Origin of the sequence: Campylobacter magnus (assembly GCF_028649595.1) — a bacterium.
Taxonomy (GTDB): Bacteria; Campylobacterota; Campylobacteria; order Campylobacterales; family Campylobacteraceae; genus Campylobacter; species Campylobacter magnus.
In genome coordinates this window covers 21,628-47,494 of sequence record NZ_JAQSLK010000006.1, presented here as the reverse complement: position 1 = coordinate 47,494, position 25,867 = coordinate 21,628, and the positions used below count along the sequence as shown (strand labels likewise).

The window sequence follows — 25,867 nt, the reverse complement described above, 5'->3', positions numbered from 1 at the left end:
ATTTTTAAGTAAGTTTAAAGCCCTATGGAATTCTAGAATTCCTAAAAAAATTTAGAATTCCCTAGAATTCCTAAGTCAAAATTCTAGAATTCCTAAGCCGAAATTCTAGAATTCCCAAGAATAAATTCTAGAATTCCTAGGTATTTTTTTAATAATTTAGTGCCATCTCGTGGCTAAACTTTTTAGCAAGCTTGATTTTTTCAAACTCAGTGTGAAGCAAATCAAGTTTATGCTGACAAATTTTCTGCGCCTCTGTTATAAGGCTCATTGCCGTGTTAATATCATTTATATTTAGCTCTTTTGGCTGTTTGTCTAAGATGTTTTGAAACTTTTCTATATCGCCTGCAATGAGTGCTACTGTTAGTTCATCTGTCCACATCAGGCGCTCCTTGCGTGTTTGTTCCAGTAGCATCATTCCACGCTGAGATTAGCCCACGAGTTACACGGATCACTTCATCTATAGCATCTACATCGTTTTTGATGTTTGCTTCAATGAGCCTTGTGATTTCTCTAGCATATAGGCCTTTTAGATAATGAGCGATTTGCCCTTGATTTAGGTCAAGCGAGCTACTAAGCTCAATGAAAATTGCGCTAATTTTGTTTATAAACATGACCTTTTCTTGGACATTTTTTTCTTGCATTGCCTTTTTGGCACGAGCCGCAAAGCGCAAAATTCCTTCATAAAGCATCAAAACTAGCTTTTCTTGGTTATCTACGCTAAGGCTGGTGCTATTATAGCTATTATAAGCAGAGCTTTGCATTTTTATCCTTATTTATTGCTATTTAACAGCGCATCAAAGGTGTTTTTAAGCGAGTTAAATGAGTTTTCTAGCGCGTTCATTTGCACAGCGATGGTTGAGAACTGCTTTTGCATCATCGCGTATTTTTTATCAAGCGTTGCTTGGACTTTGTCTTTTTGCGATTGGATGATTTTGGATTTGTCTTTTAGGCTACTTGTTAGGTTTGTTAGTGTGCCCTCTGTGCCTATTAGCCCAGTTACTATATCGCTTAGTTTGTCAAAAAAGCCTTTTTTATCAGTGCTTGAACCTGGAGTTGTGCCAGCCTCTAAACCTAGTGCTTTTAGCAAGGCAGGATCAGAGTCTTTTGATATTTCTATATCCTTACCGCCTGTGCCTACAAGCTGTAAGACGCCATTATCAGCAAGGCGAGCTGTTACATTTGGTATCTCAGCGTCATTTATAAGCCTTACAAGCTCATTTGCGTTTTTGACAGCATCGCCTTTATTAAGATCAATTTGAATTTCTTTACCATTGATTTTTAGCTTGCCAGAGATATTGTTTGTTAGAGTTTGATTTATTTTTTCTGTACCAAAAACACCAGCATTTTTATACTCAGTAGAGTTTGTAAAAAACGACTTAAAGCCTTCATAGTCTTTGCTTATAGTATCTTTTAGTTTGCTCTCATCTACACTTAGCACGCCTTTTTCTGTAAAGCTAAAGCCAAAGTTTTGTAGGCTCTTGCCATCGCTATTTGATGATTCAAATAGATTTTGTAGCTTTCTTTTTATGCCTGTGATTTCGCTCATACCATTTAGCGTACCTGCTACACCATTTTCTCTATCATATGAAGTAGCAGTAGAGACATTGCTAATTAGATCATTATAGGCTGTTACCATGCTCTTTAGTGATTTTACTACTGCGTCTGTGTCTTTGCCTATAGTGATTACGCTTTCTTTTAGTGCGCCTGTTGTGCTGTTTTTCTCATCTACATTGTTTAGATTAAAAGTAACTCCGATAATAAGGTCATCTACGCTATTTGAGCTACGAGTGATATCAATGCCATTAAAGCTAAATTTAGCATCTTGGGCTTTTTGTAGTTGTTTGCCGCCTGCGCTAGTATCAGCGGTGTCTATTACTAGATCATAACCTGTTGTTGTGCCTTTGTCATCCTGAATAGCAGTTTCTTTAGCCTTAAAGCCAAGTTTTTCTAGCACATCTTTTGCGCCTTTTAAAGCATCTGGGTCATTGCCTGCTACACTGAATTTAATTTGATTTTTCTCGCCTGATTCTTTGCTTTGTAAAATCATCTTATAGCCATTTTCGCCGCCAGTATTTACTATGCTAGCTTTTATAGCGTCGCCTGCGCCGTCGTTGATTTGGTTTATGATATCTTCAAGCGTGGTTGATGCGCCGACTTTTATATCTACGCTTTTATCGCCTACTGAGAGAGTAAGGCTTTCTTCTTTAGTAATGCCTGCTAGAGCCTCTGAGCGAGATTTAAAGCCTTTGCTTTGGTATGAGTCAACCTGTGCTAGCTGGCTTACGCTTAGGCGGACGGTTTGTTCTGCCACGCCAGCTTCTACATTTGCTGTTACAGAGCCTGAGCCAGCGGCTGTGACTGTGCGTTTTAGCATTGCTGTTTCGTTTGCCACATCAGCGTAGCTTGTTTTTAGAGTTGATACCAGCGTGGTTAGTGCTGTGATATCGGCTTGTTTTTTAGTATTTTTATCTATTTTTAGAGTAAGAGGCTTGATTTGAACGCTTTCATCAGCGTCTTTTAGACCATCTATTACATCTTGAGTTAAAATACTACTTGCTATGTTTAATTGCGCTTTGTCTGAGACTGCTGCACCTGTTTTGCTAAGTCCATAAGTAGGTGAGTTTTCTTTGCTTGGAGTGCTTACTGATACGCCTGCCATGATATTGTCCTTTTGTATTTTTATGGATTTGTTTAGGGAATTCTAGAATTCCCTAGTTAATGATTTTAGTTTATTTGATCCATCAAAAGCCCTTGTTCTTTAAAAAGACTTCTGATTTGTTCTTGTAGATTTTCTCTCATTCTTATTACTTGCTCGCTTGGATACTGGCGGATTGTATCGCCGTTTTGAGTGTTGATTAGGCTTACTGTTAACGTGTTTAGCGGTTGATTGTAGCCAAAGCGCAGGTTTGTATCCATTTTTTGCATATATTCATTTAGGTCGTTTACTGCTTCATCGAGCTTAGCTTTCATTTCTTCTGAGTTTTGTTTGTTTAGCTCAGCTGCACCTTTTGGCTGCTCGGTCGAGCTCTCGGTATTTATCTTCGAGCCGCTTACATCAGCTACTGGGCGTTGAATTTCAGCTGATTTTTGCGCTGTTGTGGTCGCCATGCTGCTTGCTATATTGTTAAAGATTTCCATATTTCTACCCCTTTGTGAGTTTTATTCGCTTTTAAAATCGGCAAAAAGCTTAAAAAATTTATACTTTTTCATTAAAAAAATAACTAAGCGTGGTTTTTCCAAATTTTTTACTCTTTTTTAGAGTAAGTTTGCCTATGCTCTTAGGCAATGTAACACTGCTTAAATGCTCAAATACTGCGATATCTGGGTCTAGTTTGCTAAGTAAATCCACGCATTTTTCATAAATATTATCAAAGCCTTCTCTAATGCTAAAAGGCGGGTCTAGATAAAGTATAAATCTAGAATTCCAATTCTTGATTTTTGAGCCATTTAGCGCGTCCAAAGCTAGACTAAAAGTATCGCCCAAAAATATCTCAAAACGCTCATCTAAGCCTAGATTTTTGCGGTTTTTGCTAAGCACGCCAAAGCTAGCTTTGTCCTTTTCAAAAGCAAAAGCCCTGCTAGCACCCTCACTAAGTGCACGCACAGCCATAAGCCCACAGCCGCCAAAAAGCTCAGCAAACACGCTATCACGCACTTCATCACGCAAGCTGTCAAAAAAGCTATCAGCCACGATGGATTTTGTGCTGCGAGTTTTCTCTGAGCTAAGCAAGGTAATTTTTCGCCCTTTTAAAGCCCCGCTTGCGATGTTTATTTCGTAGCTATCTTGCTTATTTTGCATTTTTAAAAAGCTCCAAAATTTGCTTTTTAAAAGAAAGCAAAATCTCATCTAAGTTTTTCTCAAAAGCATCAAAATTTTGTGCGGTGGCTGAGCTATTTTTTTTCTCTAAAAACTCGTTTTTATTTAAAAACTCGTTTAATTTTTGCTTTAATTCTGTTTCGCTAAAAGGCTGAGTGATGTCCTTGCCGATGATAAAAAGTGGCTTATTGCTAGCAAATTCTCTCTCACAAATAATGATATCAGCGTCACTTTGGCTAGAAATAGAGTTTGAGAGAATTTTTTCTAGCGTGGCTGATAAAATTTCACAATCACAATTAATAAAAACTTTCATTTTCTACCATTTTTTAAAAATTTGCTAATTTTATCTAAAATTGCCTTAAAATTTTGCTAGAATTATGCTTTTAAGCGCAAAAAGGGGCAAAAATGTTTAATGGCAAAAATATTTTAATCACCGGTGGCACAGGCAGCTTTGGCAAAGAATACGCTAGGGTTTTGCTGCGAGATTATGTGCCAAATAAGCTTATAATCTACTCAAGGGACGAGCAAAAGCACTATGAGATGAGCCAAGGCTTTGATGCGCCTTGTATGCGCTTTTTTGTAGGCGATGTGCGTGATGAGGATCGCCTAAAACTAGCTATGCACGATGTGGACTTCGTCATTCACGCAGCTGCTATGAAGCATGTGCCTATTGCTGAGTATAACCCTATGGAGTGTATAAAAACAAATATAAACGGCGCGCAAAATGTAATAAACGCAGCCTTTGCGTGTAATGTAGAAAAAGTGATCGCCCTAAGCACTGATAAAGCCTGCAGCCCCATAAATCTATATGGCGCAACAAAGCTTGCAAGTGATAAGCTCTTTACTGCTGCAAATAACATCGCAGGCACACGCCGCACACGCTTTAGTGTGGCTAGATACGGCAATGTAGTTGGCTCAAAGGGCTCTGTGGTGCCGTTTTTTGCTAAGCTTATTGCTGATGGAGCAAAAGAACTGCCTATTACAGATGAGCGCATGACGCGCTTTTGGATCACGCTAGAACAAGGCGTGCGCTTTGTGCTAAAAAACTTTGAGCGTATGAAAGGTGGAGAGATTTTCATCCCAAAAATTCCTTCAATGCGCATAATAGACCTTGCTAAGGCTATGGCACCAGAACTTGGACATAAAATAATTGGCATCCGCCCAGGCGAGAAGCTACATGAGGCCATGATAGCAAGTGATGATGCTATGCATACTTTTGAGTTTAACGACCATTATGTAATCGCTCCAAGCACCAAGCATAGATTAGAAGATTTCAGCCAAAACGCCATAGGCGAAAAAGGCGAGTTAGTTAAAAGTGAGTTTGCGTATAGTTCTGATAAAAATACGCTTTGGTTAGATGAGGCAGAAATTAAGCAAATGATAAAAAATACTCCAAAGGTCTAGGGAATTCTAGATTTTTTGTATTTTGAGCCCAGGAATTCTAGATTTTTGAAATTCTAGAATTCCTGGGTTTTAAAATTCTAGAATTCTAGAATTCCTATGTTTTTTTATATTTTTGCTATGTTAAAAGATTTTTGTTTTTTAAATAATGATGAGATTTTAGCTGTTTTTCACGCTCGCTCACAGCCCGAAATTTACGGCTTTTTAGGCGATTTTTCTGGACGCAAAAATGAGTTAAAGGCTTTTAAAAACTTTATAAATTACCTAAAAACTCAAAATAATAAAAAATACTACGCTATTTATGAAAATGGAAGTTTTTTAGGTGTGATTTGCTTTTTTGATATTACAAAAACAGCAGCGCAAATTGGCTTTTACAAAAATCCAGATTTTAAAAAAGTTGGCGATATTTTGATAAAAAATTTGCTAAATAAAGCTTATGAGCTAGGGCTTAAAGAGCTTTTTGCTAGGGTGAAAAAAGATAATGAAAAGTCCTTAAATTTGCTAAAAAACTCCCATTTTTTGGAGTTAGGAATTCTAGATGATCAAATAATTTTATCTAAAAACTTGTAAAAATTTTTTAAAAAACCCTTGACAAAGCTTTTAAGTTCGGCTATAATTCCAGTCTTATTTAAATATTCCGGATTAGCTCAGCGGTAGAGTAGTCGGCTGTTAACCGATTGGTCGCTGGTTCGAATCCAGCATCCGGAGCCACTTTATCTTAAATCATTTTTTTCACATTAGTTTTAAAATCACTTTATAGCAAGTTATTTTTTCTAGAATTCTCTACCTTGAGTTTTAGGAAATTCTAGAGTATTTCTAAGCCCATTTACTCAAAAATTATTTCAAATTTAATTGGCTCAACAAGTTTTTTGATATTTGCTTTTAAAAGCGCTAGCTCGCTAGCACCGCTAATGATTAAAACGCCAAGATGAAATCTAGCACTAACCCCAGCATACACACCAAGATTTCTAGCAAGTGCTAGTATATAACATAGCCATTTTAGTGCCGTGATATTTAGATTTTTGCCCAAAATTATACCAGAAAACTCGCCCAAATCAGCCTTGCTAAACTCTGTGCTATTTAGTTCGCAAATAGCAGCTATTGCGCAAATTTGCTCGTGCGTGTAGCCATAGTTTAGCCCTGAGCGCACGATATATGCGCTATTTTGCGCCTCGCTGTAGTATCCTATGGCGCGCCCTGCGTTAAAAACCCTTGCTGCTGCGCTAAGCAAGCCTAGTTCATACTCGCCAAGAGCGTGCAATGGAGCAAGTTCTTTAAAAAGCAGCCTAGAAAAACGCACAATAGGCGCATTATCAATCACGCAAAAACGCTCACTAAGGCTTTTTAAGCTAGGATTAAAACCCTTTGGAAAGCGCATACTAGGACGCAAAATCGTTCGTAAAAATAATCCCTCACGCACACCAACACCACTTGTAATCACGCTTTTTGCCCCAGCAAAAGCACATAAAGCATCAAAAATGCTAGCCCCACCAGTAATGGTATCAAAACGCTCTTTTTTTATACAAAGTTCTTTTAAATCATTTGGCTTAGCAGTAGCGATTTTTTTGATAAAAGCACCTTCTTTTCTTAGCTCATAACAAAAGCCATGAAGCACCTTATAAGCGTAATTGCTACGCTCCATAATAGCCTTTGAAATCGCTCTTAGCGACCCACCGATTGCTACGATTTGCTCACTTTTAAACTCACCATTAAGAGCGTTAATTTTATCTTTTATGAACTGCGTAGCACCTTTAAAATCGCCCTTGTCATAAAAAAGCTCTTTTAATCGCACCGTGCCTAGATTTAGCGAGGTTGCAGCTATCATTTTGCCATCTTTTATGCGAGCAAGCTCAGTGCTACCACCGCCGATATCCACGCACAAAGCATCTTCTAGTGGTGGCAAAAGATTACTTGCTGCTATGCCTCCAAGGCTAGCTTCTTCTTCGCCGCTAATTACTTTCATAGCAATGCCTAGCTCGTTTTTTAATCTAGTTAAAAACACAGCTTTATTTGGCGCATCACGCAGAGCTGAGGTGCCGCCGGCGATGATTTTGCGGACTTTATAGAGTTTTATGTAGGTTTTAAACTCACTTAGTGCTTCAAGCACTTCTGCTATGGCTGCTTCTTGCAACATTCCGCCATTTTCGTATGCGCCGTGTCCTAAGCGCACTTTTACTTTATACTCACGCAGGATAAAAAACCCAAGCCTGCTAGTGCGCTCAAAAATCGCTAGTCTGGCTGAGTTTGAGCCAAGGTCGATTACTGCTATTCTTTTTGACATTTTTATCCTTTTTGTATTTTTTACTTAAAATTACCTAATTTTTTAACACTAATCTAGAATTCTTAAGATATTTTAAGGAAAAGCCTAGCCACAGCCCCGCTTTTGCCATCATTTCTATTTAGCACGCTAATCTGCGCTCCCATCGCATTTGCAGCGTTTTTCGCCACAAAAAGCCCCAGACCTGACCCACCAGCCTTGCCATAGCGTTTAAAAGGTGCAAAAATATCTTTGTTCTCATCAATACCACAGCCCTCATCGCTAACGCTGATTTCAAGTATATTATCAAGCAGTTTTGTCTCTACTTTTACCTCTGAGCCCTCAGGGGAAAATTTTAGCGCATTTTGTAAAAAATTTTGCATAATATGCGTAAAAAGTGTGGTTTGTATGCTTATTTTTAGACTTTTCGGACTAAAACTAGCACTAAGGCTTTTGCCTTCTTTTTTAGCAAGGGCTTTAAAGCTCTCACAAATCTCGCCTAAAAATGCGATTATATCAGTATTAACAGGCTTTTCAAACTGTGCTGCTTCCCCGCGCCCGATTTGTAAAATCGCACTTACCATCTTATTCATTTGATCAATGCTTTTTATATTTTGTTCTAGCGCCCCACAATACTGCTCTTTTGGCCTATCTTTTAGCAAGGTTACTTCGTTTTTGGTTTTCATGACAGCTAGCGGTGTTTTTAGCTCGTGTGCTGCGCCTATAAATAGCTCTTTTTGGCTTAGCGCATAAGCTTCAATTCTTTCTATAAGGCGGTTTATGCTCTTTGCTAAAGGTTCAAACTCACTTGGCACCTGCGTGCTTTCCACGCCTTTTAGGCTGTGTTCGTTTAGTTTAGATAGCTTAAAAGCAAGCGTGCGCACAGGCAAAACTAGAATTCTAGATAAAAATAGCGCATAAAAAAGTATAAGAAAAATTGCAGTAGCGTTTATAAAAATGATATTTGAGAGAATTTGCGCTGTGATTTGGCTATATTCTTTGGTATTTTTATCTATTATCAAAGTTCCGTAGCTTGTAGGGTAGTGTAGCTGTGTGGAGCTTTTGTCTTTATTATAGCTAAAATATGGTTTTTGTATTTTTGTCTCATCTACGCTGATTTTTACATCTGGAATTTTGCTTTGTAGGGCGTAGAGTTTTGAGCGAGGTTCTAAGTCTTTTGCTATGCGGTTTAGGCTAATAGCTACATTTTCAAAGATTGAAATTTCAATGTAGTGGTAGAGAATTCCAGAAAAAATCGCAATCAGCATAGCCCCAGCTATAGCTAATTGCAATATAAATCTAGCTCTTAGGCTTTTTTGGGAAAGCAAAATCTATATCCACGGCGGCGAACTGTCTCAATAGTAGAGATGCCAAGTGGTTTGTCCATTTTTTGGCGGATTTGGTTTATTGCTACTTCAATTACATTTGGAGTTACTAGCTCTGGTTCTTCCCAGATAGCATCTAGTAGCTGTTCTTTGCTAACAATTTGGTCTGAGTGGCGAGCAAGGTGAGTTAGCACCTCAAAAGGCTTGCCTTTTAGCTCTATTTCTTTTTCTTTGTAGATGATTTTTTCTTCATCTGGGTCTATGATAAGCTCGTCAATTCTAATCACACTTGTGCCACCAAAACGCAGTCTAGCCTCCAATCTGGCTACTAAAACATCAAAATCAAAAGGCTTTTTGATATAATCATCAGCTCCAGCTTTTAGAGCTGTGATTTCGCTTTGTTTGTCGTCTTTGGCTGAGAGTATGACTACTGGAGTGCGTGGGCTTTTGCGCTTTACAACTTCGATTAGGTCTGTACCATCGCCATCTTCAAGCATCCAATCACACAGCACCAAATCATAATTGCGAATGCCTATATAATACTCAGCGTCTTTGTAACTCTCGCTAGTATCTGTTTGAAATCCACACTCACTAAGTCCGTCTAGAAGTGTTTTATTTAGAGTTGATTCATCTTCTACAACTAGAATTCTCATTTTATTCCTTATTTAAAAATGTTTCTGCAATTCTATCATAAAATTTAAGGAAAAATTCAATTTTTTTTAAATTTATTTTAATAAACTACTTTTTTGCTTAGCGAAGGTGTGCTTTTATAAGGCTTTGCAAGCATTTTAAAAATTTGTGGTTTTGAGATTTTTAGCTTAAATTTTGTGATTTTTGGGAACTCTTTTACTAGATTTTTCTCAAAAAATGCTAAAGCATCCTCTAAATAAATAAATTTTTGCTGCTTAAAAGAAGCATAAATATACTCACTAATTAAGCCATAATCAATAAACTCACTTGTCTTTGCGCTTAGCTTTAAAGAGATTTTTTGCTTTTTAACTCTTTCAAAGCTAAGCACGCCCACCACGCACTTAAAGCGCATTTTTAGACTGATTTTCATATTACTTTTTTCTCCTTGCCAGTTATTAAGCGCAAGATATTTCCCCAGTGTTTATAGACAATGATAAAGCAGATGATAAGCACCGGTGCATGCGTGTTTATAACCTCAATTTGCGGGTGGATTATAAACGAACTGGCTATAAAAACCACAAGTGCGCTTAGGCTAGCAAGCGAACTGATTTTTAGCACCTTGCCTACTACAAACCACACAATCAGCGCAAGTATAACCTCAAGTGGCAAGAAAAATATCATTACTCCAGCCCCAGTGGCTATGCCCTTACCGCCATTAAATAATAAATACGGCGAAAAGCAATGCCCAATTACTGCTAAAACCGCCATCGCCCAAAGCACGCTATCACCTAAGCCAAAGCAGAATTTTGCCACCACAAGGGGCACTAGTCCTTTTAGCGCATCAAGGGCGACTGTAGCGATGCTAAGCTTTTTTGCTAGGGCAGGATTGCTTTCTTTTACCACACGCAAGACATTTGTAGCGCCTATGCTGCCGCTACCTGCGCTTCTTATATCAACCTTAGCAAAAAGCCTTGCTAACACCAGTCCAAAAGGAACAGCTGCTAAAAAATAAGCTATTAAATAAAAAACTATATTTATCATTTTGATCCTTTTATTATTAGTGAATTCTAGAATTTTTAATTAAATTCTATAAAAAATCCTGCGCTTTTTTGCTTAGTTCATCTAGAGTTTCTTTTTCTCTTACATCAGTGTAGGCAAAAATATCGCTCATACAAGGCTGAGCGGTATCTGTTATTTTACAGCAGTAGCGCATCGTGCCTTGGTAGTTTAGGGCTATTACTAGCTCTAGATTTAGGTCTATTTGCTTTAAAGCGCCTGCGATTTCTAGATTAAAAATCGCCTTTAGCTTTGAGCCAGCCTGCAGCCTTAATCCATCAGCGCAAATCGCACCAAGCCCACCACGGCTAATGTCAAAAAGCTGAGCATCTATGCGCTTATTATCATAAAGCAAGCTAACAGGAGTTAGTTTTGATGGTTGGAGGCGAGGATGTGCCCTTAAAAGTGCAGCTGTTTTCGTGCTGCGGCGAAAGGGCTCTAGCATCACCACACCTGCACCAAAATTAAAGTTTAAGACCCTGCACTCAATATCTGAGCTGATATTTTCTCCTTTTAGGATAAAGGCTGAGCCTTCTTCTTTTATGGCTAGAAGTTGGATTAATTCTGTTTTTAGGCTTAGTTTTTCATTTTCAATATCTGTGATTTTGGCTTTGTTTTTAATCGGCACGCCTTTATATAGGTTTAGCAGCCAAAGCTCGCTTTCTTTTGCGGCTTTTAGCTCCCAGAAAATATCGCCAAAGACCAAGGTATTTGCGCCATCAAAGCTGATTGTATTTGTTTGGATTTGCTCTTCTTGCCCTGCTTTTTCTATCACTATATCTTCATCTAGTCCAAAGTCATCGTTAAAGCGAGAAATAGCCGCTTCTAGCGTATTTTCAAAGCGAGGTTCTTTTTCTTTAAAATTCTTTTTAAAATCTAAAATAGAGTTTTTTAGTATATATTTTGCTAGTTTTTCATCTTTATTTAAGCAAGTTTTTAGACCATCAAGCACGCTTTTTGCGCTAGTCCCATAGCCTATAATAGCTCTAAAAGCCACGCTCATCGCAGATTCAAAATCATCTGGGTCTGCGTAAAAATCTTGCTCTTTTAGCAGTGATTTTGCTTTTTTTACAAAGTCTATCTCACACTCATCAAGTAGTGTTTCGCATTGTAAAATCAGGCTCTCGTAACCTTCGTATTTTTGCATATTTGCCCCATAAATTTACTTTTAGGGCTAGATTTTATCATAAATAAATTAAATTTAAAGTTAGGAATTCTAGAATTCTAGAATTCCTAAGGCTTAGGCATTTTAGTATTTTAGATCAAATACCGCTGTGCCTATAGTCATCACGATAGCTGTGATTAAGAAAATTGAGATGATATTTAGCCAAAAACCAGCTTTTATCATATCCTTTATCCGCACATATCCTGAGCCGTAGGCTATGGCATTTGGCGGAGTTGCCACTGGTAGCATAAAGGCACAAGTCGCAGCCAAAGCTACTGGTATAGCAAAAAGTAGAACATTATGCTCTGTATATCCAAGTCCGCCTGCTACGCCTATGATTACAGGGATAAAAGCAGCTGCGGTGGCTGTATTTGATGTGATTTCTGTTAAGAAAATAACAAGCGCAGTAACTGCTAGTATCACTATAACCATAGGTAGCACGCTAAGGCTGCTTACTTGTTCGCCTATCCATAGGCTAAGACCGGTTTTGCCGAACTGCGCTGAGAGAGCTAGACCGCCTCCAAATAGTAGCAAAATATCCCACGGCAGGTGTTTTGCTGTATTCCAGTCTATTAGACGCTCGCCGCTGCTGTTTGCTGGGATGATAAATAATATTATTGCCACGCTCATTGCTATTATTGAATCAAGAGAGCCGATTTTGATACCATAGCTTTTAAAGATAAAGCCAAGGAAAACCCAGCAAAACGCTGCTAAAAAGAACACAATAGCCACAAGCTTTTCAGGCGTGCTAAATGAACCAAGCTTAGCAAGTTCAGCTCTTATAACCTCTTTGCCGCCTGGGATTTCTTTTATCTCAGGTGGAAATAGCACATATACTAGCAGTGCCCAGCACGCAGCTAGTAGCACTATGCTAAGCGGAACGCCCATTAGCATCCACTCGCCAAAGCCGATTTCAATTCCCATATCTTTCATATTTCCTAGCAAAATCGCATTTGGTGGTGTGCCTATTAGTGTGCCAAGCGAGCCAAGAGATGCAGCGTAAGCAATGCCTAGCATAAGCGCAATGCCAAAGTTTGAGCGAAAGGCTTTTGTTTTGTCTTTTACCTCTTGGACTACATCTTTGCCTTTATGCATGATGGCATTCATCGCACCACCTTGCGTGCTTTGGCGCACAGCATCATCATCTAGCACCTGCGTAGCCTCTACGCTGGCTGATTGTGGGATATTTGCGTTGCCTACTAGTTTTTCTACTAGATATAGCACGCTTAGACCCACAGGCAGCATCATTACAGCAGTTGCTGTATTGCTAACCCACATAGAGATAAAGCCAGTTGCTACCATAAATCCAGCTATAAGCCGCTTAGGGCTAGTGCCGATTAGTAGCACGATTCCAAGGGCTATGCGTATGTGCAGGTTCCACTTTTGCATAGCAAGGGCAAGCACAAAGCCTCCCATAAATAGAAAAATCGTATCGCTAGCATACGGCGTAACCGCACTTTTAAACGTATCAACACCAAGGATAGGAAATAGCACCATAGGAAGTAGGGCAGTAGCAGGCAAAGCAATAGCCTCTGTCATCCACCAAATACCCATTAGCACAGCCACAGCCGCTACTATGGCGATACCATTTGTGTTTAGCTTTTTTGCCCCAGCAGCTGCTTGGGCTACCTCGCCAGCATTGCTAGGCATGAGATAATACACAGCAATAGCTGCGATTATACCGATAAAAAGTCCGTAGATTTGAACCAAATTGGTCTTTTTATCTACTGGCACTTGGGAATTTTGCATTTATTCTCCTTTTTTTATTTTGGCGAATTATAGCAATTTACTTAGCATTTACTAGCTAAAAAGTTTAAATTTTATTTGCCAGTGTAGCGAAAAGTAACATTTAAGCTAAATTTTAGTTTAAAATATGTTAGGAATTCTAGAATTCCCTGCGCCATTGCTGGGCTTGCGAAGCAATCTTTAAGGAATTCTAAATTTATCCTTGGAATTCTAGATTTTTGCTCGCTTTAGTGGGGCAAGCCAGCCCCGCAAATTTTATAAGGGCTACGCCCTAAATCCTTAGGGACTGCCGCCCCTAAAACCACACTAAAATTTGTGGTATTTTTAGTCTTAGGAATTCTAGATTTATGCTTAAGAATTCTAGAATTCCTAGAAAATTATGCTTAGGAATTCTAGATTTGCGCTGCCCTTTAAACTTCGCGGTAGCGGCAGTTAAAAACAAGGCTCCAAGATTGCGCGTTTAGTGTGTTAAAAGCACAGCACAGACTAGCCGTGGAGAGCCGTTTGCGGCAGTGATTTAAAATTTTTCGTGCCGATTTTTCAAGGCAGCCGCCGCAGAAAAATGGTGCGAAAAATTTTAAAAGGCGATGGGCTCTCAAGCTGTGATTTTAGCACAATAAATGCGCAAGCCAGCCTATAAAAACCCAACCAAACTAAAAAATAAACTCACTCCCTAGCATCAGCTAGGACAATGCCAAAGAGCACCTCCCCACCAGCATTTTGCACACATTCTTTTGCCTCTTTCATACTAAGCCCTGTTGTGATGATGTCATCTACTAGGATAACAGGCGCTTTTAAAGGCTTTAAAAGCTTAAAATTTCTAGGATTTTTTTGGCGATATTCTAGGCTTTTGCCAGCGTATTTGACCTCGCTCATAGCTTTTAGAGCATTTGGCAAAGGCGAGATTTGAGCGTTTTTTAGGGCTTTTGCGATGATTGCTGAGTGAGAGTAGCCGCTTTTTACATTATCATCTAGAGCAATAGCGTGAATAAGTGGCTCACTAGGCAGATAAAAGCTCTGCGCAAAGCGTGAAATACTAAGCTGGCAAAGGGCTTTAAAAACCCCAGAGCCACAAAGCTTGTGCTTGGTGCCAAGCAAGGCTGAAATCTCGCTATAAGCATAGAAATAAAAGACTTCTAGCCCATCAACTAGCCTAGATTTTAGCGTATATGAGCTTAGGATATTTTGGCAAGTAGCACAAAGCAGCCTAAGGCAAAATCTCCCGCACCCCAAGCAGCGCATTTTAGTTTATACTTGCTATTTCAGCAGCGCAGCGACTTGCTAGCTCGCTTAAAGTCTCTATGACAAAAGGCTCAAGGCTTTTTAAAGTAGGTAGCGGAGCAAAGCTAATCACCGGCTCGTTTAAGGTCTTTTTTACGCTTCTATCGCCAAAGTTTGCGATGATTGTTATTTGCGAGTTTGCGTGCATATTCTTAGTGCCTATGCCAAAAATCTCGCTTTGGAATTTATCAATATTTACATTTACGCTAAAATCAGGCATCTCATCAACCACTGCTATATCACGCTTTGCAAGCTCAGCAGTGAGAGCATTTTTCATCCAAGCCTCAAGCGGGGAGCTAGTAGAAATGCGACTTGTGATATCTCCATCAGAGTTTTTTAGCACGCCGATTGTGATTTTATCATCCCTTAGATCGCTTACGCTAAGGCTGATATTTCGCCCAAGAATGCCGCTTTTGACGCTATTTTGCGCTGGCAGATCGATCGTAGTCTTTGCTGCGCAAGCAGAGAATATCACAGCCACCACAGCCGCAAAAAACAAGCTAAAAATCTTTTTCATTTATTGTCCTTTAAAAAGTTTTGCTAATTTTAGCAGATTTTTTAAGGAATTCTAGAATTCCCTAGCGAATTTTTTTCTGGGGGTTGCGTCTTTTAGGAATTCTAGAATTCCCTAGCGAGTTCTAACTAGCACTGAGCTTTGATAAAATCTAGGGAATTCTAGAAAAATCTGCTATAATTGCGCTTTTAAAGGACAAAAATGAGTAAAATTCGCAATTTTAGCATAATAGCACACATTGACCACGGCAAAAGCACCTTAGCTGATCGCATTATCAGCACTTGTGGGGCTGTGAGTGATCGCCAAATGAGCTCGCAGCTACTAGATAATATGGATATAGAGCGTGAGCGTGGGATCACCATAAAAGCGCAGTCCGTGCGACTAAAATACACGCACAAGGGCGATGAATACATACTAAATCTCATTGACACCCCAGGGCATGTGGATTTTAGCTACGAGGTCTCTCGCTCTCTAGCAAGCTGCGAGGGAGCACTTCTAGTAGTAGATGCTAGCCAAGGCGTGCAGGCTCAAACCATTGCAAATGTCTACACAGCCATAGAACACGACCTAACTATAATCCCAGTGCTAAATAAAATTGATCTGCCACAAGCTGATCCAGAGCGAATAAAAGATGAAATAGAGCATATCATCGGCATTGATTGTAGCGAGGCTATCTGCGTGAGTGCAAAAAGTGGTCTTGGCATTGATGAGCTACTTGGCGCAATTTGCGAGCGAATTCCAGATCCAAAAAACAGTCAAAAAGAGCAAATCGGCCCGAGCGATGAGAATAAACCGCTAAAAGCGTTAATTTATGATAGCTGGTTTGATAATTATCTTGGAGCTTTGGCTCTTGTGCGTGTTTTTGAGGGCTGCTTAAAAACTGGCGATGAAGCCTATATAATGGGCTCAGCGCAAAAATACCCTGTGCTAGATCTACTTTATCCGCACCCAATAGCACCGCAAAAAACCAAAAGCATAAAGGCTGGCGAAATCGCAATAGTCGTAATGGGACTAAAAACCGTAAGCCAAATCGCAGTAGGCGATACTATAACGCTAGCTAGCAACAAAGCCGCAGAGCCGATTTCAGGCTTTGAGGGTGCAAAGCAGTTTGTCTTTGCTGGGCTTTATCCTATTGATACTGACCGCTTTGAAGAACTCAGAGATGCGCTTGAAAAGCTAAAACTAAATGATAGTTCTATTAGCTACGAACCTGAGAGTTCGGCTGCGCTTGGCTTTGGCTTTCGTGTGGGATTTTTGGGCTTACTTCACATGGAGGTTATCAAAGAGCGCTTGGAGCGTGAGTTTAATCTAGATTTGATAGCCACTGCGCCAACTGTGACCTACATAGTAAAGACCACTGATGGCGGATCTTTAAATGTCCAAAACCCTAGCGAGCTACCGCCAGTAAATAATATCGCTGAAATTTTAGAGCCTTATGTAAAGGCGACCATTATCACGCCGGCTGAGTTTGTAGGCTCAATCATCACGCTAATCTCAAACCGCCGTGGCAATCAAAAGAAAATGGACTATATCACGCCTGAGCGTGTGCTTTTAGAGTATGAAATTCCACTAAATGAAATAGTAATGGACTTTTACGACAAGCTAAAATCTGCGACAAAAGGCTATGCAAGCTTTGATTATGAGCCTTGTGGGTATCAAAGCGGACGCCTTGTAAAGCTTGATATAAGAGTAGCTGGCGAGATAGTAGACGCTCTAAGCATCATAGTGCCTGAGCAAAATGCGTTTAGCAAAGGCAGAGACTTAGTAAAAGCTATGAAAGAAATCGTGCCAAGACAGCTTTTTGAAGTAGCTATCCAAGCTAGCATTGGCTCAAAAATCATCGCAAGAGAAACCGTAAAATCAGTAGGCAAAAATGTAACTGCCAAATGCTACGGCGGCGATATCACAAGAAAGCGCAAACTGCTTGAAAAGCAAAAAGAAGGCAAAAAGCGCATGAAGGCAATAGGCAAGGTAGCTCTGCCGCAAGAGGCATTTTTAAGCGTGTTAAAGATTGATTAAGTTTAAAGCTAAGAGCATGAAGGTGTTTAAAATTATTTTACTTTTTGCTGTTATTTTGGGCTTTGGCGGCTGTGTGAGCACTACGCAAACTGGCAGAAGCCAAGTCATGCTAATGAATGAGAGCGAAGAACTTCGCATCGGCGAGCAAGCAAGAGATGAAATACTAAAAAAAGCAAATATCAGCCACGACCCAGCCATGCTTGCCATACTCTATAGAGTAGGCAAAAAAATCTCACTCGCTGCTGGTAAGCCAGAGTTTAAATGGGAGTTTTATCTCATAAATGATAAGAGCAAAAACGCCTTTTGCCTGCCAGGCGGCAAGGTCTTTGTCTACACAGGGCTAATGCAGATAATCTCAAACGACGACGAGCTAGCCACCGTGCTAGGCCACGAGACTGCTCACGCACTGCTACGCCACGGCGCAGAGCGTAGCTCGATGAATAGCGTGCGCTCTAGCACAGGGCTCGTGCTAGCCATCATCATGCAAGCAGCCGCCCCAAAATACGCAAATATCGCAAATAACGCCTTTAGCATAGGCTCAAACGCCCTTGTCATGCTACCATACAGCCGCAGCCACGAGCTAGAGGCAGATAAATACGGCGTCCAGCTTATGATAAAAGCTGGATACGACCCACGCTATGCGCTTAGCTTTTGGCAAAAAATGAGCGCAAACAAAAGCAGCGGAAATGATTTTTTCTCCACTCACCCAAGCGATGAAAAACGCATAAAACAGATAAAAGAGATTTTAGCACAGTAGATTTTTTTAGGAATTCTAGTTTTGGGGGTCAGGGGGTATTTTACCTAGGAATTCTAGAATTCCTTAAACTAGAATTCTTAAACTAGAATTCCCAAAGAGAATTCCCTAAACTAAAATTCCCAAAGAGAATTCCTTAATCTAAAATTCCTTAAACTAGAATTCCTTAAACTAGAATTCCCTAAACTAGAATTCCTAATAAAAATACCCCCGCACCCCCAGAAACGCAGATAAAGCAAGAGAATTCTAAATTTTAGCGAGGTTTTAGGGGCGACATCCCCTAAGGGTTTAGGACGCAGCCCTTATAAAATTTGCGAGCTAGATTTATCTAGCCTAAAAGCGAGCAAAAATTTTAGAATTCCTAGATAAAATCTAGAATTCCTAAGGATAAATTTAGAATTTCTAAGGATGAATTTAGAATTCCTAGAGATTGCTTCGCTTCGCTCGCAATGACGAAAATTCTAGAATTCCCTAAGCCTTGTGTCATCCCTGACTTACGTTTTTTGTCATCCCCCGACTTGATCGGGGGATCTCATCACAAAGAATTTTAGAATTCCCTGCGTCATTGCGAGAGAGCAAAGCGACCGAAGCTAGGAATTCTAAATTCCCTACTATGTTATCCCCTAGCCCCTTTGGGGGATCCTTATTTTGTGATGAGATCCCCCCCCCCCGAAGGGGTCGGGGAATGACACAAGGCTTAGGGAATTCTAAATTTATTTTAGAAATTCTAAATTTTTGCTCGCTTTAGTGGGGTTTGCCCCGCTGCTTTTTATAAGGGCTACGCTCTAAACCTTTAGGACACCACCCTTAAAACCCCACTAAAATTTAGAATTCCCTGCGTCATTGCGAGGGAGCAAAGCGACCGAAGCTAGGAATTCTAAATTTTTATCCTAGGAATTTTAGAATTCCTAGGGCTAAAAATACCCCCGCACCCCAAAAAAAAAGAAAACCAAAAACTTAAGCAATTTTTAAATTCCCCAAAAGAGTATAAATATTATTTACGATATTTTACTTTGTAATCTTTGAGAGCTAGAGAGCAACCACTCACAAAACACAGCACCGCAAGCACCACCGACAAAATGCGACACTATAAACCACACACACAAATCACAACAGGGCAAAAATATATGAAATTCTAGATTTTTTTCATTAGGAATTCTAGAATTCCTAAGAAATTCCGCTAGAAAATTCTAGAATTAGACTTAGGAATTCTAGATTTTAGCCAAAAAAGAAAACCCCCGCACCCCCAAGAAAAAAGAAAAACCAAAAACACTAGGAATTCTAGATTTTAGCTTAGGAATTCTAGAATTCCTAAGCTAAAGCGTTTAGTCCGCCACTTAGCAAAGAGTTTATTTTACTTTCTATTTCGCTGATTTGATTTTCTATCATCGTTTTTTGGGCGGTTAGCTTTTGAAGTTTTTGCTCTTTTGTGTTATCAGGTAGATTTGCTGGATCAAGGCTAACAAGCCCGGCAAGCTTGCTAGCAGCAGCATTAAAGCTAAATCCCCCGCCAGCACTGCTAGTATCTGCGCTAGCATCTGCCTCGCCCACGCTAGTATCTACGCTACTTGCGCTAAGGCTTTCTATTTTTATACTAGCATTATTTGTAGCGCTGCTTGCTAGCACACTGCCAAGCTCGCCTCGCCCACGATCAAGCTCGTCGCTAGCAAGCTTTGCGTTTAGCATATCGCCATTGCTTACATCAAACTCATCTTTGCTATCATCTTTCATGCCCATGACCTGCCTGATGTGCTGATTTACGACGCTAAGCTGCTTTTCAAGCACCTTGATTTGCGCATTTAGCTGCTCTATTATCGCCTGAGTTTTGGCATCAGTAGCCCCAAACCCTTGTGAGGCAAGCTGTGCGCTGGCTTCTTGCTGGCGTTGTTTTAGCGTGGTTAACTTGCTTTTTAGGGGTACAGAAACATTGTAGATTGACCCGCCGATTGTGATATCACTCATGCGTGGCAGATCGGTAGAAATATTAAATAATTTAGTATTTTTTTAAGATTTTTTAAAATACAGCAAAAAATATAAGTTTTTTGGTAAAAAACTTTTATTTTTTAAGCGAAATTTAATAATAGCTCTTGTATAATTCCAGTTCTTTTTGAAAGACAGAAGACATTTGATAGAAGCGACACTCGTATAAACGGGGCGTAGCGCAGTCTGGTTAGCGCATCTGGTTTGGGACCAGAGGGCCGAAGGTTCGAATCCTTTCGCCCCGACCATGGTGAGTGTAGCTCAGTCGGTTAGAGCATCAGATTGTGGTCCTGAGGGTCGTGGGTTCGATTCCCACTACTCACCCCATCTATGCGTTAGTAGCTCAACTGGATAGAGCGACAGACTTCGGATCTGTAGGTTGCGGGTTCGACTCCTGCCTGACGCACCATTTAGCGTCTTGGACAGGCTTTTTCTATGCGCTCATAGCTCAGCTGGATAGAGCAACGGCCTTCTAAGCCGTAGGCCAGAGGTTCGAATCCTCTTGGGCGTACCACTTTTGGGAATTCTGGAATTCCTTGTTATTGTTATGCGGACGTGGTGAAATTGGCAGACACGCTAGACTTAGGATCTAGTGGCGCAAGCTGTGGAGGTTCAAGTCCTCTCGTCCGCACCATCCCCTTAAAATCATACTTTCAAGCACTTTAAGAAAACTTTAAAAAATAGCAAATTTTTGGTTTGGGTACGACTTTGGGTACGACTTTTTTATTAAGTTGTCTTAAACTTATAGTTCTAAGAAAGAAGATTAGAAAATGGAAAATAAAGATATAAACGAAAACTCTACACTAGATGGTAATAATATAACGGAAAACAAAATAAATATCTTTAAACGATTTATAAATTATGTAGCAGGTAGTCAACAAGGAGAAGCAATAAATCAAAAGCAAACTTTTGTTAAGCAAGAGCAAGATGAGTTTAAACAAGAACAAACTGAGTTAAAACAAGAGGAAAAGAGTGCCGAAATAATAAAAAACAATACAATAGAAATTCCAACAACTACTATTGCTAATTGGCATAGAGCAAGGGCTGAGGCTAGGCTTGAAGATGAAAAAAGGGAGCGAGAAAAAAGAGAAAAAGAAGAAAAAGAAAAGAAAGAATGGCTGGAGTGTCAGCGCAAAAATGATCCAATTTTAATATTAGAAGACAATACGCATTTTTATGGGCATTATTATAAACGTAAAGATGACTTTAGAACATACGAATCAACTGCTAAAAATATTGTTGTATTTGATTTCAATAATATGATGAAAACTAAAAGTGAAGAAGAATCCCGCTCTAAAGATTTCTTTAAAGAGATGTATAGTAATGATATCTCTATTTGGATGGATTTGGAAGGCAATATTTGTTATAAAGCGTATTCGTGTAATAAGGTATTTTCAACAACCACACAAAAACTTGAATTATTACTAAGCAATATATTACAAATGTCGGTAAAAATAGATCCACAAGGAAAAAATGAAGAGATTGCCAATCTAAAATTATACACATCAGATTTACCATTAGTAGTTGGAGAATTTTTTGCACCAGATAAAAAGGAAGAATTTATCCAAGATGTAAGACAAGATAGAAAAAATATGTTCTACATTAATACTTTTGTGCCCAAGAGTCATTTTGTTTATAATAAAAGAAGTTTTGAAAATGATATTATGTTTAAATACACCGACTATTCTTACCTTTCACATATAGCACAATATTTATTTTATATTTCTAGTTATAATATTAGTAAATTTTATTATATTATGGAATGGATAAAAACTCTATATCTTGGAGTCAGTAGAGATAAAACTTTCTTTTTAATAGGCTCTAAACAATCTGGAAAAGAGTTTTTTTACACACATATAATAAAAGAGATTTTTGGAGATTCTTATTGTTTGGAAATAGATGATGATTTTTTGAAATCAAAAGATATTGCTTCAAAATTACACAATAAAATATGCTATGTTTTTAAAAATATAAGCTTAAAGAGTATAGAAAATATTAAGACTAGAACTTTGTTAAAAAAATTGTTATGTTTAGATCAGTATGTTGATACAAATGGAATTAGCTGCAATATGAGTAGAACTATAAAATTAATTCTAGCAGAAAATGAGTACTTAATGGATTTAATGCAAGAAGATAACTATGCTGTATTTTATACTCCAGCAAATATTGGAGAAATGAAAACTTTTAATCCAAAATCTAACGATGGAATAATGGTTAATTTTGATAGAAGAATTGTCTCTAATCTTTTAAGAGAGGATATAATAAATTTTTCTTTATTTTTGGGTTCATATGAAGTAAATAATTCTGCAGCAATTTTTGTATTGCCCCATAAAGATGAAGGCAAAAAAAATACTTTATTGCTTACTCAAAATAGAATAGAAAGCTTTGCTAAAGCTATTATCAATGGTGATTTTTTGTATTTTCATCCTATTAAAGGCTTAAAACAAGATCTCTACATAGAACTAGAAAAAGATTTTAACGATAAAAAATGGATAAAACAAAAGAATCTTATTAAATGTTTTGATGCATTATATCCAGATACTATAATATCCAATAATCCAAAAGGGTTAATGGCTAAATTAAGAAAATATGATGAAGAATTTTTTCATAAATCTAATATTAAAAATGGTTCAGGTGGGATAAAATATTTCCTATTTGGTACAAATAACACCACTAATTAATCGCATTCTAAATTAAGTATCCATAATGTTTCTATAATACATATATTTTTATAGAAACAAACTTATAGTATAATTCATGAGCATGTATCAAATTTTTTATTGCTATTATTTTAAGTTTAATATAGGAAACTTCTAAAATGTATTTAAAATACTTTTTTATATCGATATCAGCATTCTAATATTCTAAAAAACTAAAATTATTTAATTTATATATTTTATTAAAATTACTTTTTTTATTAAAATTATATTAATATTATATTAAGATTTTAATTTTTTTCTTATATTTACTAAAAAATATTTTATACGAGATATAAGAAATAAACCATCTGCTATATAAAAAATTTTCAGCTACCCTTATCCATGACAAAATACAATTTTAGGATTTTGAAATGGAAATTTTTGCTAACTACGACGAGCTACTTCCAAAAGGAATTTTATTTAGCATAAAAGAAATTGACGACATGGGTTTAATCAAATCTGACATGCTAAAAAAGTTAATTTACAATAGAGAAATTGAAGTGGTTAAGGTAGGCACTAAGAATTTTATCAGCAGATCTGTGCTGATTTTATTCTTAAAAAAGAATACCTTACCAGCTCTAAAATAACCCTCTGATCTGAACAAAAAATCTAATACTTATAAAATTACTATACTTTCTAATAGCACTAACAAAGATGTAAAATTTTCTCCACTTATAGCACAGGGCTATAAGTGGATAGTGCTTTTTGATTTCCAATTTTTTTCAACCACATATTATAAAAACGAGCAATGCTAGCAAGGTGTTAGCATTGTAAAAATAAACTACTTCAAGGAGTAAAAATGAAAATTCCACGATATTACAAAAAGTCTTGGTTTCAAAGACTAATTGAGTGGCTTTTTGGTAGCAAAAAGAGGGATAGATATGAATTTTAAAGCTATTTCAAATCTCATAGGCATCCAGCGTAAGCTTAAAGGTTTTGGGCTACTTCGCCCATTCAACAATCCAAGTTTTAAACCATACAATCTAGGAGCATAAAATGACAGCAGTTCTTTCAATCTTAATTGCGATAATGGGCGCAATCAAAGACAACATACCACAAGATAAGGAGTAAAAATGATAATACAACCATTAACTAACCAAGAGCTAGAAAAACTAGCACCATCTTTATTTACAGCTGAGCCTTGCTTTGAAGCAAGTGATAAATACCATTTCATCTCTACAATCTCAGTAGTTGATGAGATCCGTAGCTATGGCTGGTATCCAGTAAGCGCGAGTGAATCAAGTGTTCGCGACGAAGCCAAAGAGGGTTTTCAACAACACTGTGTTCGCTTTAGACAGCTTGATGATTTTTTAAATCCTGGGCAAAATGTATTAGAACTACTTCTATTTAACTCACACGATAGAAGTAAGAAGTTTAGCATAAGCGCAGGTATTTATAGATTTGTTTGTGCTAATGGCTTAGTTGTCGCTGATAGTGTCTTTGAATCTTACGATATTAAGCACATAGGCGATAAAGAAAACGAAGTTAAAAATGCAGTTGATAACATAGTAAAAGCCAAAGAGAAAATCATGGATAAAATCACACTCTTTGAAAATACTATGCTAAATGAGAGTGAAAAAGAAAGCTTTGCTAGAGCTTCAATCCCGCTAAGGTTTGAAAAGCACTTGCAAGTAAATTACAAAGACTTGCTAGAACCACACAGGATTAGCGATGATAAAAACGACCTCTACACTGTATTTAATACTATCCAAGAGCATTTAATTCGTGGTAATCTAAGCGGTATAAATAAAATCACAGGTCGTAGATTTACTAGCAAAGAAATCAAATCTATCTCAAGCGATGCGCAAATAAATAAAAGCCTTTGGCAAATGGCAGAAAACATTGCCAAAATCAAACAAAGCCAAGCAGCATAAGGAGCAAAAATGAAACTACTAAACTACAAGCTTCAAAATCAAATAGAAGCTCTGGGCGAAAACAAGCCCACAAACTACTTCAAAGACTATCTAAAAGCAGTTTTAGAAGATACTAACACAACTTATTTTCAAAAGTGCGATTATCTAGGGCTTTCTCTAAGTGAGATTAAAAGCAAAATAGATACTCTTAGCGGGGATATCAGCGAACTTCAAGAGCTAAAGAAAAATCTAAGCACTGCCCTAGAAATGGCAAAAGAGCTAACTGCTGAGATTTTCATAGAAAATGGCATTGATAGAATAGATGGTAATATTATCTCATCTCTAACGCTTAGCAAAGAAAGCACTAAGCCAAAAGATGAGATAAGAATTCTAGATGAAAATGCTTTAATGGATCTTGGCTATGTGAAGTTTAGCATTGATATGGATGCTCTTAAAGCTGATATAAATGCTGGTAAGGCTGATGAGCTAAAAGACTTTGTAGAAGTAAGCACTACTTATAGCATAGTGCCTGCTAAAATCAAAGTAAATAAAAAGCGTAGTGTAAAAGCCTTAGAGCAAACCGATGAAATCTTAGAACAAGTTGCATAGGAGGCTAAAATGTTTAACGATAAGCAGATGAAAGCCTTGCAAAGTGAGCTTAGCAAAGATAGAATCAAGGTGCGTGATAAGGCAAATATAAAGCTTTCTTACCTAGAAGGCTTTGATATTATAGATACAGCAAATAATATATTTGGCTTTGGCGGCTGGGCTTATACTATCTCATCGCTAGAACAAGTAAGCCAGGAAGTAAATAGCAATCAAAATGTAGTAATTTGCTACAAAGCTATCGTAAAAGTAGATGTATATGGTATAGATCATAGCACTATGATTTCTCGTCAAGATGTAGGCTTTGGCACAGGTGTAGCAAGAAATCTGGCTGATGCGCATGAAAACTCAGCCAAAGAAGCTGTAACGGACGCTTTAAAACGAAGCCTAAGAAGCTTTGGTAATCAGTTTGGTAACTCTCTTTATGATAAGAGCAAGAGCGTAGCGCAAAATACTCCAAGCAATATGCCAAATGCGCCAGCCAATCAAAATGCTGGCTTTGGGCAAAACCAAGCTATACCAAACCAAGCACCAAATCAGGCGATGCCTAGCCAAATACCTAACCAAGCACCAAACGATCAAGTAATGGGCGATATCCAAAGTCTAAGAAATATGGGGCTTGATGTAGTAGAACAAAACGGCTTTTTGCTAGTAAAGGGTAATAATATCTTTGCCAAAAAAGATACCATAAAAGCTTTAGGCTTTCGCTGGGATAGCAAAACTAAGCAGTGGTATAAGCAACTAAGTAACGCAGCATAGGAGCA

Annotated in this window: 26 protein-coding genes and 6 tRNA genes; 16 read left to right on the top strand and 16 right to left on the bottom strand. The window is 38.2% G+C overall.

What is annotated here, in order from left to right; genetic code table 11:
- Window positions 1-148: 148 nt before the first annotated feature.
- The 6 genes from PTQ34_RS07420 to PTQ34_RS07395 all read right to left on the bottom strand — a co-directional run bounded on the left by PTQ34_RS07420 (window position 149) and on the right by PTQ34_RS07395 (window position 4,130).
- A complete protein-coding gene (locus tag PTQ34_RS07420; RefSeq protein ID WP_273932927.1) occupies window positions 149-379 on the bottom strand; it encodes a hypothetical protein in 231 nt (76 codons plus the stop codon).
- A complete protein-coding gene (gene fliS / locus PTQ34_RS07415) occupies window positions 366-761 on the bottom strand; it encodes a flagellar export chaperone FliS (RefSeq protein WP_273932925.1) in 396 nt (131 codons plus the stop codon). The genes PTQ34_RS07420 and fliS overlap by 14 nt, the downstream gene beginning before the upstream one ends.
- Window positions 762-769: 8 nt before the next feature.
- On the bottom strand, window positions 770-2,659 hold the full coding sequence (gene fliD, locus PTQ34_RS07410; RefSeq protein WP_273932924.1) for a flagellar filament capping protein FliD: 1,890 nt from the start codon (window positions 2,657-2,659) through the stop codon (window positions 770-772).
- A 65-nt stretch (window positions 2,660-2,724) separates the two neighbouring features.
- A complete protein-coding gene (locus PTQ34_RS07405; protein ID WP_273932923.1) occupies window positions 2,725-3,138 on the bottom strand; it encodes a flagellar protein FlaG in 414 nt (137 codons plus the stop codon).
- A 58-nt stretch (window positions 3,139-3,196) separates the two neighbouring features.
- Window positions 3,197-3,799 carry an RsmD family RNA methyltransferase gene (locus tag PTQ34_RS07400; protein WP_273932922.1) on the bottom strand — a complete coding sequence of 201 codons (603 nt, stop codon included), beginning with the start codon at window positions 3,797-3,799 and terminating at the stop codon, window positions 3,197-3,199.
- Complete coding sequence (locus tag PTQ34_RS07395) at window positions 3,789-4,130, bottom strand: hypothetical protein (protein ID WP_273932921.1); 342 nt, start codon at window positions 4,128-4,130, stop codon at window positions 3,789-3,791. The genes PTQ34_RS07400 and PTQ34_RS07395 overlap by 11 nt, the downstream gene beginning before the upstream one ends.
- Window positions 4,131-4,222: 92 nt before the next feature.
- On the opposite strand from PTQ34_RS07395, the gene pseB reads away from it, so the two are divergent.
- The 3 genes from pseB to PTQ34_RS07380 all read left to right on the top strand — a co-directional run bounded on the left by pseB (window position 4,223) and on the right by PTQ34_RS07380 (window position 5,929).
- Window positions 4,223-5,221, top strand: a complete 999-nt coding sequence (pseB, locus tag PTQ34_RS07390) for a UDP-N-acetylglucosamine 4,6-dehydratase (inverting) (protein ID WP_273932919.1) — start codon at window positions 4,223-4,225, stop codon at window positions 5,219-5,221.
- Window positions 5,222-5,317: 96 nt separating this feature from the next.
- Complete coding sequence (locus tag PTQ34_RS07385) at window positions 5,318-5,788, top strand: GNAT family N-acetyltransferase (protein WP_273932917.1); 471 nt, start codon at window positions 5,318-5,320, stop codon at window positions 5,786-5,788.
- Between the two features lie 66 nt (window positions 5,789-5,854).
- Window positions 5,855-5,929 (top strand) — tRNA-Asn (locus tag PTQ34_RS07380).
- 115 nt (window positions 5,930-6,044) lie between these two features.
- Here the strand turns inward: PTQ34_RS07380 and PTQ34_RS07375 are convergent.
- From PTQ34_RS07375 to PTQ34_RS07335, 9 genes are all read right to left on the bottom strand, one after another.
- The gene (locus PTQ34_RS07375; RefSeq protein ID WP_273932915.1) at window positions 6,045-7,499 is read right to left on the bottom strand and encodes a Ppx/GppA phosphatase family protein; all 1,455 of its coding nucleotides are present in this window, start codon (window positions 7,497-7,499) and stop codon (window positions 6,045-6,047) included.
- A gap of 62 nt (window positions 7,500-7,561) precedes the next feature.
- Window positions 7,562-8,767: a sensor histidine kinase gene (locus tag PTQ34_RS07370; RefSeq protein WP_318532618.1), complete on the bottom strand. Its 1,206-nt coding sequence runs from the start codon at window positions 8,765-8,767 to the stop codon at window positions 7,562-7,564.
- Window positions 8,768-8,781: 14 nt separating this feature from the next.
- Window positions 8,782-9,453 (bottom strand): homeostatic response regulator transcription factor HsrA, encoded by a 672-nt coding sequence (gene hsrA, locus PTQ34_RS07365; protein ID WP_273930027.1) that lies wholly within the window; start codon window positions 9,451-9,453, stop codon window positions 8,782-8,784.
- Window positions 9,454-9,530: 77 nt separating this feature from the next.
- Complete coding sequence (locus tag PTQ34_RS07360; RefSeq protein WP_273932914.1) at window positions 9,531-9,860, bottom strand: dihydroneopterin aldolase; 330 nt, start codon at window positions 9,858-9,860, stop codon at window positions 9,531-9,533.
- Window positions 9,857-10,471 (bottom strand): glycerol-3-phosphate 1-O-acyltransferase PlsY, encoded by a 615-nt coding sequence (plsY, locus tag PTQ34_RS07355; RefSeq protein ID WP_273932913.1) that lies wholly within the window; start codon window positions 10,469-10,471, stop codon window positions 9,857-9,859. Before plsY ends, PTQ34_RS07360 begins: the two co-directional genes overlap by 4 nt.
- Window positions 10,472-10,517: 46 nt before the next feature.
- The gene (locus tag PTQ34_RS07350; RefSeq protein WP_273932912.1) at window positions 10,518-11,633 is read right to left on the bottom strand and encodes a PilZ domain-containing protein; all 1,116 of its coding nucleotides are present in this window, start codon (window positions 11,631-11,633) and stop codon (window positions 10,518-10,520) included.
- Between the two features lie 102 nt (window positions 11,634-11,735).
- Window positions 11,736-13,400, bottom strand: a complete 1,665-nt coding sequence (locus PTQ34_RS07345) for an SLC13 family permease (RefSeq protein WP_273930023.1) — start codon at window positions 13,398-13,400, stop codon at window positions 11,736-11,738.
- 663 nt (window positions 13,401-14,063) lie between these two features.
- Window positions 14,064-14,639 (bottom strand): ComF family protein, encoded by a 576-nt coding sequence (locus PTQ34_RS07340; RefSeq protein ID WP_273932911.1) that lies wholly within the window; start codon window positions 14,637-14,639, stop codon window positions 14,064-14,066.
- A gap of 1 nt (window position 14,640) precedes the next feature.
- Window positions 14,641-15,195 (bottom strand): YajG family lipoprotein, encoded by a 555-nt coding sequence (locus PTQ34_RS07335; RefSeq protein ID WP_273932910.1) that lies wholly within the window; start codon window positions 15,193-15,195, stop codon window positions 14,641-14,643.
- 198 nt (window positions 15,196-15,393) lie between these two features.
- Here PTQ34_RS07335 and lepA point away from each other — a divergent pair, with 198 nt between their 5' ends.
- Window positions 15,394-17,211, top strand: coding sequence for a translation elongation factor 4 (lepA, locus tag PTQ34_RS07330; protein WP_273932909.1), 1,818 nt, complete (start codon window positions 15,394-15,396; stop codon window positions 17,209-17,211).
- Window positions 17,212-17,227: 16 nt separating this feature from the next.
- Window positions 17,228-17,968, top strand: coding sequence for a M48 family metallopeptidase (locus PTQ34_RS07325; RefSeq protein ID WP_273932908.1), 741 nt, complete (start codon window positions 17,228-17,230; stop codon window positions 17,966-17,968).
- A 1,308-nt stretch (window positions 17,969-19,276) separates the two neighbouring features.
- Here the strand turns inward: PTQ34_RS07325 and PTQ34_RS07320 are convergent.
- Window positions 19,277-19,927, bottom strand: a complete 651-nt coding sequence (locus PTQ34_RS07320; protein WP_273932907.1) for a hypothetical protein — start codon at window positions 19,925-19,927, stop codon at window positions 19,277-19,279.
- 188 nt (window positions 19,928-20,115) lie between these two features.
- On the opposite strand from PTQ34_RS07320, the gene PTQ34_RS07315 reads away from it, so the two are divergent.
- From PTQ34_RS07315 to PTQ34_RS07265, 11 genes are all read left to right on the top strand, one after another.
- A tRNA-Pro gene (locus PTQ34_RS07315) sits at window positions 20,116-20,193 on the top strand.
- Window positions 20,194-20,195: 2 nt separating this feature from the next.
- Window positions 20,196-20,272: transfer RNA gene (locus tag PTQ34_RS07310), tRNA-His, on the top strand.
- Between the two features lie 5 nt (window positions 20,273-20,277).
- Window positions 20,278-20,354, top strand: a tRNA-Arg gene (locus tag PTQ34_RS07305).
- Window positions 20,355-20,382: 28 nt separating this feature from the next.
- Window positions 20,383-20,459 (top strand) — tRNA-Arg (locus PTQ34_RS07300).
- A gap of 35 nt (window positions 20,460-20,494) precedes the next feature.
- Window positions 20,495-20,579: transfer RNA gene (locus tag PTQ34_RS07295), tRNA-Leu, on the top strand.
- A gap of 136 nt (window positions 20,580-20,715) precedes the next feature.
- A complete protein-coding gene (locus PTQ34_RS07290; RefSeq protein ID WP_273932906.1) occupies window positions 20,716-22,626 on the top strand; it encodes a hypothetical protein in 1,911 nt (636 codons plus the stop codon).
- 389 nt (window positions 22,627-23,015) lie between these two features.
- Window positions 23,016-23,231 carry a DNA-binding protein gene (locus tag PTQ34_RS07285; protein ID WP_273932905.1) on the top strand — a complete coding sequence of 72 codons (216 nt, stop codon included), beginning with the start codon at window positions 23,016-23,018 and terminating at the stop codon, window positions 23,229-23,231.
- A gap of 258 nt (window positions 23,232-23,489) precedes the next feature.
- Complete coding sequence (locus PTQ34_RS07280) at window positions 23,490-23,639, top strand: hypothetical protein (RefSeq protein WP_273932904.1); 150 nt, start codon at window positions 23,490-23,492, stop codon at window positions 23,637-23,639.
- A gap of 78 nt (window positions 23,640-23,717) precedes the next feature.
- Window positions 23,718-24,518, top strand: coding sequence for a DUF932 domain-containing protein (locus PTQ34_RS07275; protein WP_273932903.1), 801 nt, complete (start codon window positions 23,718-23,720; stop codon window positions 24,516-24,518).
- Window positions 24,519-24,527: 9 nt separating this feature from the next.
- The gene (locus PTQ34_RS07270) at window positions 24,528-25,106 is read left to right on the top strand and encodes a siphovirus Gp157 family protein (RefSeq protein ID WP_273932902.1); all 579 of its coding nucleotides are present in this window, start codon (window positions 24,528-24,530) and stop codon (window positions 25,104-25,106) included.
- A 9-nt stretch (window positions 25,107-25,115) separates the two neighbouring features.
- On the top strand, window positions 25,116-25,862 hold the full coding sequence (locus PTQ34_RS07265; protein ID WP_273932901.1) for a Rad52/Rad22 family DNA repair protein: 747 nt from the start codon (window positions 25,116-25,118) through the stop codon (window positions 25,860-25,862).
- Window positions 25,863-25,867 lie beyond the last annotated feature (5 nt).